Annotated in this window: 12 protein-coding genes and 2 pseudogenes; 8 read left to right on the top strand and 6 right to left on the bottom strand. The window is 68.7% G+C overall.

The window, feature by feature from the left end:
- From AB0I98_RS10850 to AB0I98_RS10820, 7 genes and pseudogenes are all read left to right on the top strand, one after another.
- A complete protein-coding gene (locus AB0I98_RS10850) occupies positions 1 to 990 on the top strand; it encodes a xanthine dehydrogenase family protein subunit M (protein WP_362938468.1) in 990 nt (329 codons plus the stop codon).
- Positions 987 to 3,197, top strand: a complete 2,211-nt coding sequence (locus tag AB0I98_RS10845) for a xanthine dehydrogenase family protein molybdopterin-binding subunit (protein WP_362938465.1) — start codon at positions 987 to 989, stop codon at positions 3,195 to 3,197. Before AB0I98_RS10850 ends, AB0I98_RS10845 begins: the two co-directional genes overlap by 4 nt.
- Before the next feature lie 57 nt (positions 3,198 to 3,254).
- Positions 3,255 to 4,226, top strand: a complete 972-nt coding sequence (locus tag AB0I98_RS10840; protein WP_362938462.1) for an alpha/beta hydrolase — start codon at positions 3,255 to 3,257, stop codon at positions 4,224 to 4,226.
- 139 nt (positions 4,227 to 4,365) lie between these two features.
- Positions 4,366 to 5,160 (top strand): alpha/beta hydrolase, encoded by a 795-nt coding sequence (locus tag AB0I98_RS10835; RefSeq protein WP_362938459.1) that lies wholly within the window; start codon positions 4,366 to 4,368, stop codon positions 5,158 to 5,160.
- 52 nt (positions 5,161 to 5,212) lie between these two features.
- A complete protein-coding gene (locus AB0I98_RS10830; RefSeq protein ID WP_362938456.1) occupies positions 5,213 to 6,358 on the top strand; it encodes an XdhC family protein in 1,146 nt (381 codons plus the stop codon).
- A gap of 148 nt (positions 6,359 to 6,506) precedes the next feature.
- The gene (locus AB0I98_RS10825) at positions 6,507 to 7,619 is read left to right on the top strand and encodes a low temperature requirement protein A (protein ID WP_362938453.1); all 1,113 of its coding nucleotides are present in this window, start codon (positions 6,507 to 6,509) and stop codon (positions 7,617 to 7,619) included.
- A 156-nt stretch (positions 7,620 to 7,775) separates the two neighbouring features.
- A pseudogene (locus tag AB0I98_RS10820) lies at positions 7,776 to 7,847 on the top strand (hypothetical protein); the annotation flags it as partial.
- 125 nt (positions 7,848 to 7,972) lie between these two features.
- On the opposite strand, the pseudogene AB0I98_RS10815 reads toward AB0I98_RS10820, so the two are convergent.
- From AB0I98_RS10815 to AB0I98_RS10800, 4 genes and pseudogenes are all read right to left on the bottom strand, one after another.
- Positions 7,973 to 8,071: pseudogene (locus tag AB0I98_RS10815) on the bottom strand (IS5/IS1182 family transposase); the annotation flags it as partial.
- Positions 8,072 to 8,253: 182 nt separating this feature from the next.
- Positions 8,254 to 8,904: an NAD(P)H-dependent oxidoreductase gene (locus AB0I98_RS10810; protein WP_362938450.1), complete on the bottom strand. Its 651-nt coding sequence runs from the start codon at positions 8,902 to 8,904 to the stop codon at positions 8,254 to 8,256.
- Between the two features lie 91 nt (positions 8,905 to 8,995).
- Positions 8,996 to 10,306, bottom strand: a complete 1,311-nt coding sequence (locus tag AB0I98_RS10805) for an FAD-dependent oxidoreductase (RefSeq protein ID WP_362938447.1) — start codon at positions 10,304 to 10,306, stop codon at positions 8,996 to 8,998.
- Complete coding sequence (locus AB0I98_RS10800) at positions 10,303 to 11,202, bottom strand: LLM class flavin-dependent oxidoreductase (protein ID WP_362938444.1); 900 nt, start codon at positions 11,200 to 11,202, stop codon at positions 10,303 to 10,305. The genes AB0I98_RS10805 and AB0I98_RS10800 overlap by 4 nt, the downstream gene beginning before the upstream one ends.
- A gap of 64 nt (positions 11,203 to 11,266) precedes the next feature.
- Here AB0I98_RS10800 and AB0I98_RS10795 point away from each other — a divergent pair, with 64 nt between their 5' ends.
- Positions 11,267 to 11,617 (top strand): helix-turn-helix domain-containing protein, encoded by a 351-nt coding sequence (locus AB0I98_RS10795; RefSeq protein ID WP_362938441.1) that lies wholly within the window; start codon positions 11,267 to 11,269, stop codon positions 11,615 to 11,617.
- Here AB0I98_RS10795 and AB0I98_RS10790 read toward each other — a convergent pair.
- Positions 11,506 to 11,958, bottom strand: a complete 453-nt coding sequence (locus AB0I98_RS10790; protein WP_362938438.1) for an Imm7 family immunity protein — start codon at positions 11,956 to 11,958, stop codon at positions 11,506 to 11,508. The two genes, AB0I98_RS10795 and AB0I98_RS10790, sit on opposite strands and share 112 nt — an antisense overlap.
- Positions 11,959 to 12,520: 562 nt before the next feature.
- Positions 12,521 to 13,276 (bottom strand): hypothetical protein, encoded by a 756-nt coding sequence (locus AB0I98_RS10785; protein WP_362938436.1) that lies wholly within the window; start codon positions 13,274 to 13,276, stop codon positions 12,521 to 12,523.
- Between the last annotated feature and the right edge of the window lie 385 nt (positions 13,277 to 13,661).

Below are 13,661 nucleotides of genomic sequence, written 5' to 3'. Positions count from 1 at the left end.
ATGCAGCCCTTCGAATACGCCCGGGCCACCGATGCCGACCAGGCCGTGGCCGTTGTAACCGCCGATCCGCACACGTCATTCCTCGCCGGCGGCACCACACAGTTGGACCTCATGAAGGACGGGGTTCTCCACCCCGAGCGGCTCGTCGACATCACGGGTCTCCCGCTCGGCGGCATCACGCACACCGACTCGGCCGTCCAGGTCGGCGCATTGACGACGATGGAGGAACTCGCTGCGGATCCCACCGTCGGGGAACGGCTTCCCTTCGTGCGCGAGGCCCTGCTGCTCGGTGCCTCGACGCAACTGCGGAACATGGCCACCATCGGCGGCAACCTGCTCCAGCGCGCACGGTGCCGGTACTTCAGAGACCCCACCGTCGGTGCCTGCAACAAGCGCGATCCGGGCTCAGGGTGTGCGGCCATCACGGGCATACACCGCATGCACGCGATCCTGGGCACGAGCGAGAACTGCATCGCTCTGCACGCCTCGGACGTCGCGGTGCCCTTCACGGCGCTCGACGCGACCGTCCACGTCCAGGGCGCGGACGGCACCCGGTCGATTCCCCTGACCCAGTTCTACCTGCCGCCAGGCGACACGCCGCACGTCGAGAACGTGCTGCAGCACGGTGAGCTGATCACTGCCGTCGAGATCCCGTTCCTTCCCGCGAACGCGCGGTCGCACTATCTGAAAGTCCGGGACCGCGTCTCCTACGAGTTCGCGCTGACCTCGGCCGGTGCGGCACTGGTGATCGAGAACGGTGTCATCCAGGAAGCGCATGTGGCCCTGGGCGGAGTCGGCACCGTCCCCTGGCGGTGCTGGGACGCGGAGGATGTCCTGCGTGGGGCCCAAGCCGGTTCCGCCGTCTTCCGTGCGGCAGCCGAGGCAGCCTTGGAGGGCGCCCGGCCCCTGCCCGGTACCGCGTTCAAGGTGGAGCTGGCCAAGCGCACCCTGGTGCGTACTCTCGAGATCGTTGCAGGAGCGTCGTCATGACCACCCTTGAAACCGGCGGAATCGTTGGTGCGGGCCTCGACCGTGTGGACGCGCCGCTGAAGGTGACCGGATCGGCTCACTACCCCAACGACTTTTCCGTCCCCGGCATGGTGCACGCAGCCCTGGTCGGCAGCACCATCGCCGCGGGGCGCATCACCGAAATCGACGTCTCCCAGGTTCTGGCGGCGCCGGGCGTGCTGGACGTCATCACGCATCTGACCGCGCCGAAGCTGGAGCGCGGCCCGATGACGCTGTTGGGCGGGTCACCTCCGGCTCCGCTGCAGGACGACCGCGTCCTGCACTACGGGCAGCACATCGGGATCGTCGTCGCCGAGAGCGCAGAGCAGGCCAGGCACGCCGCCCGGCTGGTACGGGTCGAATACGAGATGGGCAAGGCAGTGCTCGACGTGGACGACCCCCGGGCAGAGATCGTCGAAAACCCCTGGGGGCTGGACACCGAGCGCGGTGATGTGAAGGCCGGATTCGCCCAGTCCGACGTGGTCGTCGAGGGCACTTACACCACCCCCGACAACACCAACAATCCACTCGGCCTGATGGCCACGCTCGCCTCCTGGCACGGCGACGCGCTCACCGTGCACGACTCCACGCAGTGGCCGCACAACGTGCGTACCTCACTGGCCACGATCTTCAAGGTTCCCGAGAGCGGCATCCGAGTACTCGCCCCCTTCGTCGGCGGCGGCTTCGGCGCCGGCCTCAGGGTGTGGTCCCACGTCATCCTCACCGTGCTGGCCGCCCGCCGGACACGGCGGCCCGTCAAACTGGTCCTGACCCGGCCCGAGATGTTCTCCTCCGTGGGACATCGGCCCAACAGCGTCCAGCAGATCAAGATCGGCGCCACTCGCGACGGGGACCTCGTCGCCATCGAGCACCACGGCATCTCGTCCGTGGCGATGGAGGACGACGACTACGAACCGGTCTCCTACGGATCGGCGTTCTCGTACGCCTGCCCCAACGTGCTGACCCGTGACCGGCAGGCACGCCTGAACATCCCCTGCCCGGGCTCCATGCGCGCGCCGGCCGAGGGCCAGGGCAACTTCGCCCTGGAGTCCGCGATCGACGACGTCGCGTACGCGGTGGGTATGGACCCCCTCGACATCCGCCTGCGCAACTACGCGGAAGTGCACCCGATCCTGGGCCTGCCCTGGTCGAGCAAGGCCCTGAGGGAGTGCTACGTCGAGGGCGCCGAGCGGTTCGGCTGGTCGCGCCGCACACCGGAGCCGGGCTCCATGCGTGACGGCCGCTGGCTCGTCGGCTACGGCCTGGCCGGTGTCTCCTACCCCTTCTACCAGGTGCCGTGTCAGGCACGGGCCTCCGTGCGTCGTGACGGCTCGGCATACGTACGCAGCGCAGCCACCGACATCGGCACTGGCACCTACACGGTCATGACCCAACTGGCGGCAGAGCTGCTCGGCCTCGACGTCACCCGCGTGCGGTTCGACCTCGGCGACTCCGACATGCCGTACTCGCCCCAAGCCGGCGGATCCGGCCTCACCGGTGCCCTCGGCAACGCCGTGCACACCTCCTGCCGGCGCCTGGTGCAGGAATTCCTCGACGTGGTGGGCAACGACATCCAGTCTCCCCTGCGCGGAGCCCTGCTCGATGACGTGACGGTCGTCGACGGGCGCATCCACCGCATTGCGGACCCCGAACAGGGCGAGTCCTACGTCGACATCCTGGCCCGGCACGGCTTGGAGGAACTCAGCGCCGACGGCAGAAGCACACCGCCTCAAGGCGACGAGCTGGGGGTGGCCATCGCCGGCGCTTTCGGCGCGAAGTTCGTCGAGGTCCGCGTCGACCCCGACCTGGGGCTGCTGCGGGTGGCACGGGTGGTGTCCGCCATCGACGGCGGGCGCATCCTCAACGAGAAGACCGCCACCAGCCAGATCGTCGGCGGCACGGTGGGCGGCATCAGCCAGGCGATGTTCGAGGAAACGGCCACCGACCGGGGCACCGGCCGCATCGCCAACGCGACGTTCGGCGACTATCTCATGCCCGTCAACGCGGACGTTCCGGACATGGAGGTGCTCTTCGTCGGCGGTCCCGACCGGGCAACTGCCGTCGGCAGCAAGGGAGTCGGTGAGGTCGGACTGGTCGGCCTGGCCGCTGCCGTCGGCAACGCGGTCTTCCACGCCACAGGACGCCGCATCCGCTCCCTGCCCATCACCATCGACCAGCTGATGCTCTGAACGCCCGAGGGAGGACAACGCGCTGAGCCTAGATGTCGTCACGAGAGGAAGACAGGCATGCCCGAGAAGCACATCCCGACAAGACCCGTTCTGGAGCCGGCCGCGCGGGCCTTCGCCGAGGCCACCGCGAACCCGCCGTACCTGTTCGACCTCGGCCCGGTGGAGGGCCGTAAGACCGTCGACGAGGTGCAGTCCGGTGAGATCGCCAAGCCGGCCGTCGACGAGGAATGGATCACTGTGCCAGGCGGACCCACCGGACAGGTCCGCACCCGCATCGTCCGCCCCGCCGGCGCCACCGGCACCCTGCCCGTGATCCTCTACATCCACGGGGCCGGCTGGGTGTTCGGCAACGCCCACACCCACGACCGCCTCGTCCGTGAACTCGCCGTCGGCGCACACGCCGCCGTGGTCTTCCCCGAGTACGACCTCTCGCCCGAGGCCCGCTACCCGGTCGCCGTCGAGCAGAACTACGCGGTCGCCCGCTGGGTCGTCACCGATGGCACGGACAAGGGACTCAGCACCACCCGCATCGCCGTGGCCGGCGACTCGGTGGGCGGCAACATGAGCGCGGCCCTGACCCTGATGGCCAAGGAACGCGGTGACGTCGCTCTGTGCCTGCAGGTCCTCTTCTACCCCGTCACCGACGCGAACTTCGACACCGACTCCTACCACCAGTTCGCGGAGGGCTACTTCCTGCGCCGCGACGCCATGCAGTGGTTCTGGGACCAGTACACGACCGACGAGAAGCAGCGTGCCGAGGTCACCGCCTCGCCGTTGCGTGCCACCACCGAGCAGCTTGCAGGTCTGCCCCCGGCCCTGGTCATCACCGGCGAGGCCGACGTCCTGCGCGACGAGGGCGAGGCGTACGCGAACAAGCTGCGCGAGGCCGGCGTCCCGGTCACCTCGGTTCGCTTCCAGGGCATCATCCACGACTTCGTGATGCTCAACGCCCTGCGGGAGACCCATGCCGCCGAAGCCGCCATCACCTTGGCCATCGGCGCCCTGCGCGCCGCTCTGCTCAGCAGCTGAGAGCTCCACATCCCGGCAAGCCACGTCCTGCCGCAATCGCCAGCTCGTCTGTCCGGACACGAGTGAAACCTCTGCCTCGAAAGGGCCCCTCATGAACCGTCGTTCGCCTCTCCGACGTGCCCGCACCCCTCTCTCCCTGATGGCAACCGTCGCGGTCGCCGCCGGCCTCCTCGCGGCGTCGGTCGGTCCGGCGAGCGCCGGCAAGGCCACTTCCTCACAGCACCGCAAGCCGACCGTCGTACTCGTCCATGGCGCGTTCGCCGACTCCACCAGCTGGAACGACGTCGTCAAGAAGCTGAAGCGGGACGGCTATCCGGTGGTGGCCGCGGCCAATCCGCTGCGCGGACTGAGCAGCGACGCCGCTTACCTCAAGGATCTCCTGGCGAGCATCGACGGCCCGGTTGTGCTTGCCGGGCACTCCTACGGCGGAGCGGTCATCAGCAACGCCGCCCACGGCGCCGGCAACGTCAAGGCGCTCGTGTACATCGCCGCCTTCATCCCGGAGAAGGGCGAGAGCGCGGTTGAGTTGTCGGGCAAGTTCCCGGGCAGCACCCTCGGCGAAACCCTGCATCCGGTTCCGGTCTCCCTGCCGGACGGCTCACAGGGGACGGACCTCTACATCGAGCAGAGCAAGTTCCACGACCAGTTCGCCGCGGATGTCCCCAAGGCCATCACGGACCTCATGGCGGTCACCCAGCGCCCGGTGACCAGCACTGCCCTGGAGGAGGGTGCCTCCGAGCCGGCCTGGAAGACCATCCCGTCCTGGGTCCTGGTGGCCACCGAGGACCTCAACATTCCGCCGCAGGCGCAGAGGTTCATGGCCGAGCGTGCCAAGGCTCGCACAGTGGAGGTCCGGGCCTCGCACGCCGTGAGCGTGTCCCGTCCCAACGACGTCGCCGACATCATCGAGAAGGCGGCACGGACGGTCCGCTGACCGGCGCAATCAACAGGGGGCGCGGCGGCGAAGACCTCAGACCTGGAGAAACATGCTGGATATCGCTGAAGAGCTGCAGCGGTGGATGGAGCAGGGACGTGACTTCGCCGTCGCAACGGTTGTTGCGGTCAGGGGCAGCGCGCCCCGTTCGCCTGGCGCCGCGCTCGCCGTGAACGACGAGGGGACGGCCATCGGTTCGGTCTCCGGCGGCTGCGTGGAGGGCGCGGTGTACGAACTGTGCCGGCACGCCCTGAAAGACGGCGAAGCCGTTCTGGAGCGTTTTGGTTACAGCGACGAAGATGCCTTCGCCGTCGGTCTGACCTGTGGCGGCGTCATTGACGTTCTCATCACTCCGGTCCGTATCAGTGATCCCGGACGGGAGGTTCTCGCCGCCGCTTTGTCAGCCGCCTGCTCCGGAGAGGCGGCTGCCCTGGCCCGTGTCACTGACGGGCCGGCCGAGCTGATGGGGCGTGGACTGGTAGTCCGGCTCGACGGCTCGTTTGAGGGGACCCTGGGCGATCAGGCTCAGCTGAACCGCGCTGTGGCGGTCGAAGCCCGGGCCATGCTGGAGGTGGGGCGCACCGGGACAATCGTCATCGGCACGGACCGGGCATACTGCCCTCGCCCGCTCGCGCTGCTGGTCGAATCGTGCGTCCCGCCCCCACGCATGATCGTCTTCGGCGCGATCGACTTTGCGGTGGCGCTGGTGCGGCTCGGCAAATACCTCGGTTACCACGTGACCGTGTGCGACGCGCGACCGGTATTCGCCACCCCGGCTCGCTTCCCGGAGGCGGACGAGATCAACGTCGACTGGCCTCACCGCTACCTGGAGACCACGCACGTCGACAACCGAACGGTACTGTGCGTGCTGACGCACGATGTCAAATTCGACGTGCCACTGCTGGAACGCGCGCTGAAGCTGCCGGTCGCCTACGTCGGCGCCATGGGATCCCGGCGCACGCATGAGGACCGCATGTGGCGCTTGCGTCAGTCGGGCGTGACGGATCAGGAACTGGCACGACTGCGCTCACCGATCGGCCTCGACCTCGGCGCGCGCACTCCTGAGGAAACCGCGCTGTCGATCGTCGCCGAACTCGTCGCAGATCGCCGCGGCGGTACCGGCGTACCACTCACAGATATACACACACCCATCCACCACGACAATCCGACTCCACACGGTGTGTCGCGCTGCCCGTGAGCATTCACGCGCGCCGTCAAAGTGTTCATACCGAGGGTCAGTCTCACAAGCGTTTTAGGGGAAGCGATCAGTCATGAGTGGGACCGGAAGGACTGAGGCTTCCTCCGTTCGTCGGAGGCTGTGGCTTTCGGAGAGCAGCCGCGGCCGGGTGACGCCGGCCGAGCTCTTCTTCGATCTGGTATTCGTCTTCGTCATCACCCAGGTGACCCACGCGGTGGAGACGCACCCCGGGTGGGAGGGCCTCCTCAAGGGCCTGTTCCCAATGGTCGTCGTGTGGTGGATGTTCAGTGGGTTCGGGTGGCTCACCAATGCCGTACGGCCCGACGCCGTGCCGGTGCGCCTGCTGCTGACGCTCGCCATGATGGGCTTCTTCATCATGGGTCTCGACGTGCCCTACGCCTTCGAGCCCGAGGGCTGGGCGTTCCCCCTGGCATATCTGGCCGTGGTCGCCATCCACGGTCTGCTCTATCTGACGGCCGATGCCCCGTCGGCCCGGCAGGCCATCCTTCGCAACATGCCGTTCAACGCCGCCGCCGGCGTCCTCGTGCTCGTGGCCCCTCACCTGCCGGACGCGTGGGGCTGGGTGTGCTGGGTCGCCGCGGTGCTCATCCTGTACCTCTCGCCCTTCCTAGGACGTATCCGCGGCTTCGTCATCGAGCCGCACCACTTCGTGGAGCGACATGCACTGCTCCTTCTCGTGGCGCTGGGCGAGTCGGTGGTGGCCATCGGGATCGGCGCCGAAAGCTCGGAGAGCCACGCGGTGGACGCCCCGCTGGCGCTCGGCGTGGCGCTGGGCGTCGCCGTCGCGACGGGAGTCTGGTGGGTGTACTTCGACGGGGACGAGGCGCGGGCCGAGGCGGAGTTCGAGAAGGCCGCCGCGCGTCGGCGGCAGATGCTGGCCTACTACGCGTTCACCGGCGCGCACCTCGTGATGATCATCGGAGTCGTCCTGATCGCCGCGGGCATCACTGACGCCATCCATCACCTGGGTGCCCACACGAACCGCTGGTGGCTGGGCTGTGGCACCGCGACCTTCCTGACCGGGCACGCGATCTACCGGGGCTTGCTCGGCAGCGGCCGGATCGCCGATCGCTTGGTCGGCGCGCTGTGCGCGGTGCCGTTGGGGATCGCCGCGTCCGTCGCCGGCTGGGTCGGCATGACGGTAGTCGTGGTGATCCTGGCGACGGTCGCCACCATCGACCACTCCCTGGCGTTGCGCGGCACTGTCACTGGCATTGACGGCGACACAGCAGCCGACTGACCGGTCTGTCGGTCAAAGGCCACGTGGGTGGGGTTGCTCACCCCACCACTCGCCTCGGCTTCGGGGCGATGCAGCTGACCGGCATCGGTGCTTGGAGCGGCCCCAAGGCCCCGATGAGGCCGTCCGCCTGCTGCGTCGCGCGAGGTCGACTTGGGCGTGAACTTCATTGACACGGCCGACTCCTATGGCCCGTTCACGGCCGAACTCCTGATCAAGAAGGCCCTGAACCTGCACGCCGACGACCTGGTCATCGCCACGCAGGCCGAACTGAGCCGTCAGGGGCCGGACTCCGGACACCGATCGGACGTCCCGAGTACCTGCGCCGGCAGGCCGAAATGGCGGTGGAGCGGGGCCTCGCCCGTCTCGCGACGGTGGGGGATGGCCACGCCGGTACTCCGGCAGCCGCCGTCCTCGATGACTGCGGCCCGGCCGACGGCGTACTCGGTGCCGGACTGCCCCTGACTTTGCGCTCGTTGTGGTCGCCGACACCACCGACCGACCGAGCGGCGGCGATGTGCCGGGTGCCGGCGTCGAAGACGGCCTTCATTCGCGTGGACGCCGGTGGGCGAATCCGGAACGCCGTGCGCCGTCCTGGTGGCAGGGACGCACACGGCGTTCTCGTGATGTCGGCCGCTTACGCGGCGAGGCGTTCGGCGAGGGCCTTGGCCTTGGTGGCCGCGTCCTGCAGGGCGCGCTCGCGGGAGGTTTCGAAGAGCGGGACCAGTTGGGTCATGGCCGGATTGTGCGGGGCCATCGTGAGTTCCGGGACGATGAAGTCGACGTCGAGGGCGAGCATGTCGGCGAGGGTAGCCGTCAGGTAGTTCTGGACGTATTCGAAGGGCTCCTTCGGGGTGCCGGGCGCGTAGGAGCCGCCGCGGCTGGCGACGACGGTGACCGGGGTGCCCTTGGCGGAGGGGGTCTCGCCCGACGTGCGGCCGAAGAGGATCACGTTGTCCAGCCAGGCCTTGAGGGTCGAGGGGATCGTGTAGTTGTACATCGGCGCCCCGATCAGTACCGCGTCCGCCCGCTCCAACTCCTCGATCAGCTTGAGGCGTTCGGCGAAGGCGGCGGCCTGCTCGGGCGTGTGGGCGTCCGGATCGGCGAAGCCCGCGGTGTGTGCGTCGGCGGTGATGTGCGGGACGGGGTCGGCGGAGAGGTCGCGGTAGATCACCGTGCCCTGCGGGTGCTGCTCCTCCCAGGTCTTGCGGAAGGTCTCGGTCACGGCGCGGGAGGCGGAGGCGCCGCCCGGGAACACGGACGAGTCGATGTGCAGCAACGTGGCCATGGAATATCTCCAGTAAGGGTGACATGAACGGGCGGGCTCCCGCGGCGGGTGCCGCGGGGCTCGTGGTCGGTGAGGTTGATGGGGCCGGTGGTCAGGCCGGCGGCCGGGGGCGCAGAACGCTGTCGGGGTCGTAGCGCTTCCACAGGTCGGTGACGCGGGTGCCGGTCGGTCCCGGGTAGGCGCGGGTGAACGTCGCCTCGTCGGGGGCGCTCTCGAAGTTCACGTACGCGCCGTCGGTGTGCGGGGCGAGCGGCGTCCAAGCGGCGGCCAGGGTGGCGGGGGCGTCCGGCGGGAACGCCGAGGCGACGACGAGGGTGTTCTGGTGGCGGTGGGCGAACGCGGTGGCCGAGGGGGCAGGGTCGTGGGTCGCGCCGCCGAGCGAACGCAGCTGGATCAGGACCGGGTGGGGGGCGGCCGACGCGGTGACCAGTGCGCGGGCGGCGTCCGCGGTCATGTCGGTGAGCAGTCCGTTGGTCGTGCTGGACGGCATCTGACCGGAGTTGGCGTGCAGATGGTGCGGTGGGACCAGCTCCGTGTAGGGGACGACGTGGGTCTGCTGGGCCATCACGTCGCCGATGCCGAGCAGCGGTTCGACGGCGTCGCGGATGACGGACGGGCTGTCCGAGGCCACGACCGCGGTGATGAACGCCGCGCTGGTGGCGCCCTGCGAGGACAGCATCACCGCCGTCGACAGCTCGCGCGGCGCCCGCGCCATGACGTCGGCCCAGCGCCGCAGCGTCTCACCGGCCGGGTCGACTGCCGCGACCAGCTGTGCGTAGCCGACATCACGGAGTTCCATGGCCTCGATCTCGAAGGCCACCGCGATTCCGGCGCCCGCGCCGGCCCCGCGCATCACCCACAGCAGGTCGGGGTCGGTTGCGGCATCGGCGCGTACGTACGTCCCGTCGGGCAGGACGACCTCGACGGCACGGATGTGGTCGACGGTGAGCCCGTACCGGCGAACGAGCCAGCCGACGCCGCCCCCGGTGGCGATGCCGCCGACGCCGACGTTGCCGTGGTCGCCCGAGCTGATGGCAAGCCCGTGCGGGGCGAGCGCCTGGGCGACCTGGGCCCAGCGGGCGCCCGCCTCGACGCGGACCAGCCGGGAGCCCCGGTCGAGGACGTCGATGCGGTGCAGTGTGCTCAGGTCGATGACGAGCCCGCCGTCGTTGGTGCCGCTGCCGGACAGGCCGTGCCCGCCGCTGCGGACGGCCACCCGGAGCCCCGTCTCCCGTGCGAGCCGCAGCGCTGCCGCGACGTCGCCCGCGGATTCGGGCAGGACCACGGCGGCCGGGCGGCCGACGGTAGTGTAGGTGGAGCGCAGCAGCCGATAGCGCCGGTCGTCGGGTGTGACCACCTTGCCGGCGAGTTCGGCCGGCAAGGTGCCGAGGATGGTGTTCATCGCCCGCTCCGCATGGCGTCGACGCGCTCGCGCACCGCGGGCACGACCTCGCCGGCGAAGAGCGTGAGCTGCCGCTCGGGGTCGGTGGCGGGCCAGAAGACAAAGGTGTCGAAGCCGAGTTCGACGGTCCACTCGGTGAGGGTGTCCACCCACCGCCGCACGCCGCCGACGAGCCCGGGCCCCTCTCCGTGGTCGCCGATCGTGCCGATCACGTTGTAGACGCGCCGCAGCGTGGCCGGGTCGCGGCCCGCTTCGGCGGCCGCCTGGTCGATGATCCGCTGGCGCGAGGGCACCTCCTGCGGCGGCACGTAGATGTTCAGCGGAGAGATCCAGCCGTCGGCCACCCGGCCGGTGACGGCGAGCATCCGGGGCTTCTGGGCGCCGAGCCAGAGCTCGACGGGCTTCGGGGGCACCGGTCCGGCGCGGTAGCCGTCGACGGAGTGGTACGGGCTGTGCAGCTGTACGACACCTCCGGACAGGGCCGTGCGCAGGAGCCCCAGGGACTCCTCGGCGTACGCCACCATGTCCTGGCCGCGTCGCGCCGGGCCGCCCATCGAGGCGATGGCATCGGGGATGCCGCCCCCGCCGACACCGAGCTGGATCCGTCCGTCGGTGAGCACGCTCAGAGAGGCGGCGGCCTTGGCGAGCATCACCGGCGGGCGCAGCTGCAGGTCCGCGACGTCGGTCAGGAAGGAGATGCGGTGGGTGAGCGCGGACAGGTGGGCGATCAGGGTCCAGGTGTCGAGGTGGCCTGGCTGGTAGGGGTGGTCCTGGACGGCCAGATGGTCCAGGCCGAGGTCCTCCGCTGTCTGCGCGAGGCGCTGGGTCTGCTCCCAGGCCCCGGCGGTGGGGTCGAGGCTCACTCCGAAGGAGAGCGGGCGTCCGTAGTCGGTCATGCGTCCACGGTGCGCCGAACCGCGCCATCGGCAAAACGACGGGTAAGGTGCTAATCTTTTGTAAGTGGACTCCATTCATGATGACACCTGCCCGAGCTTCGAGGGCACCCTCGAACTGATCGGACGCCGCTGGACGGGTTCGATACTGCAGGCCGCCGACCGGGGTGCCCGGCGCTTCGGCGAGTACCGGGCGATGATCGACGGCATCTCCGACCGGCTGCTCTCCCAGCGCCTGAAGGAACTCGAGGCCGCGGGCCTCATCGAGCGCACCGTCATTCCCACGACGCCCGTACAGATCCGCTATCACCTGGCCCCGGACGGCCAGGCACTGGTGGACGCCCTCGCGCCGCTCGCCCAGTGGAGCATGCACCGCTCGGGCCCCAGAGGCGCGGGGCGGGTTCCGTCGTCGACGTAGCCTCCGGATACGCGCGTCCAGGAGGCGCGCGTACTCACTCCGTCCCTATTCTCGTAGCCCGGGCCTTCGTCATCGCGAATATGGCGGAGTCCGTAGGAGCCAGGGGCAACCGCTGCCACATGCTCGAAGAAACCGACGGCATCAGGCGACGAGCGGTGATTGGAATGACCTCCCAGGTGGATGAACGGCTCGCCGTTGATCCACCTGGGATCAAGGAGGTAAGGGCTGGCCATCTGGGAGATGCGAAGCCGAAGCTCATCGACGATCTGCCGCAGCCGGACTTCATCGTCGTCATCAACTGCAGTCTCCCTGACCGTGATCCAGCCGTGGTACTCGAACACACCTCGATCCTGATGAGTTCAGTCGTGCATCACTTGCGGCCTGCCTCCTGGGCCTGCCCGGCGGATCTTGCCCGGGATGCGGCGGCCTGGCACGTACACCTGACCACCGCAAACCAGCTCCGGCAGATGCACAGCCTGGCTGCAGACCACGGGGGAGGGGGGCATAGCTGCCTCACGACGGGAGGCCGTCTGCCAAGCGGTCGCGTACGAAGCCGCCAGAAGGGCACGTGCGTCCTGAACAGGCCGTGTTGCAGAGCGTGACGGAAGTGCTTGCTCCCGGCAACCCCCTGTGGTTCGAACCCGTGCAGGTCGCCAGGCGCGGCCCATCACCGCTGGAGTGTGCCTCTCACCTGCGGCAATGCCATCTGCGGCATGCGAAGAGTGAGAAGTGATCTCCTTGGGCGGCTGACTTTGCACGCACCATCGGTAGTCTCGCAGGTAGGGCCAATATAGGCCCTGACCTGCAAGAACACGGAATGCGATCTGGTGCCCCCCGGCAGGATTCGAACCTGCGCAGACGGCTCCGGCGCCCCTGTCGCCCCGGCGTCCTCGCCCCAGGGAGTCAGAGAGACTCTGTGGGGAGGGTGCCATCCATGTAGAACGAATGGAACTCCTGGTATTCGCGACGGTTGTGCAGTGGCGGGAGACCAGCGGCCACGCTCATGTACCAAACTGCTTCCACCATGAGGCTGGCGGCCTCGTGCCACTGCTCGTCTCCACTGAACCTGACGGCAGATGCGGCGGCCATGGTGCGCGCGGCTTGACGAGCGGCCACGGCGAAAGACGTCTCGGGACCGGAGAGGGAGATGGCGGTCTCGTAGGTGAAGGGAGCGCGGCCGCGGGTGCGAATGACGTCGGAGCACCACAGCGGGTCCGGGCTGATGACGCTGAGCGCAGCGCGCGCGAGATGCCGGCCGTCATGGACAGTTCCAGCTTTCGACAGGCAAAGGAACGCGGCGTGGTACACCTCCGCGTCCGTGTCGAACGAGTGCATCTCGAACCCCGCACGGTTCAGGGCTGCCTCGGCTGCGTCCCAGCACACTGTGCGTGCCCTCTCAACCTTTGCGTAGTCGGTGTCGTAGTACGCGTTCTCGATCGCGCCATACGCTTCGTGCCAAGCTCCGGCCTCGGCGCAGACATGGGCGACGTTGGTCAGGGATGTGGCTGCGTCGGCGAGGCGCACCGTACGAAGTGCGTCGGCAAGGGCCAGCCAGCTCCATGTCGGAGCACACATCTTCAGAACGTCGGTGTATCGGAGGCCAGTGGCGTCCTGGATCTGGCGGGCCAGTTTGGCTGCTCGGGACTGGCGCTTGGGCATCGTGGTCTCGCAGTCCGGCGGGCTCTGCCCACGCCGTACCCGCCCCATTGCTCGATGCACACTCAGTTGAGGGGAACGCGGGCCCTCTGGGACCTTGACCCGTGATCGCCTGCTGCGTGGGAACTGACGACGGGTGGCAGTACGCGCCTTGCCGACCGGCAGAATATCAGTAGGACTTCGCAACGGTCTCGCCTCTGCCAGACCTTGTTTTGGGGTGCGTGAGGACGGCAGTGGACTAACTGGCATGGGCCAGCGATCCACTGGATTTGTGGGTGTGTCGGAGGTGTGTCGCGAACGCTGAGAGACAACGAAAAAGAGCGGGAGTCAGTGAGGCTGACTCCCGCTCTTTCGTGTCGGCATCCGTCCAGGTCACATACCAATTTTG

Source organism: Streptomyces sp. NPDC050211 (genome assembly GCF_040656035.1).
In the GTDB taxonomy this organism is placed as follows: Bacteria; Actinomycetota; Actinomycetes; order Streptomycetales; family Streptomycetaceae; genus Streptomyces.
This window is presented reverse-complemented; position numbering and strand designations above follow the sequence as displayed.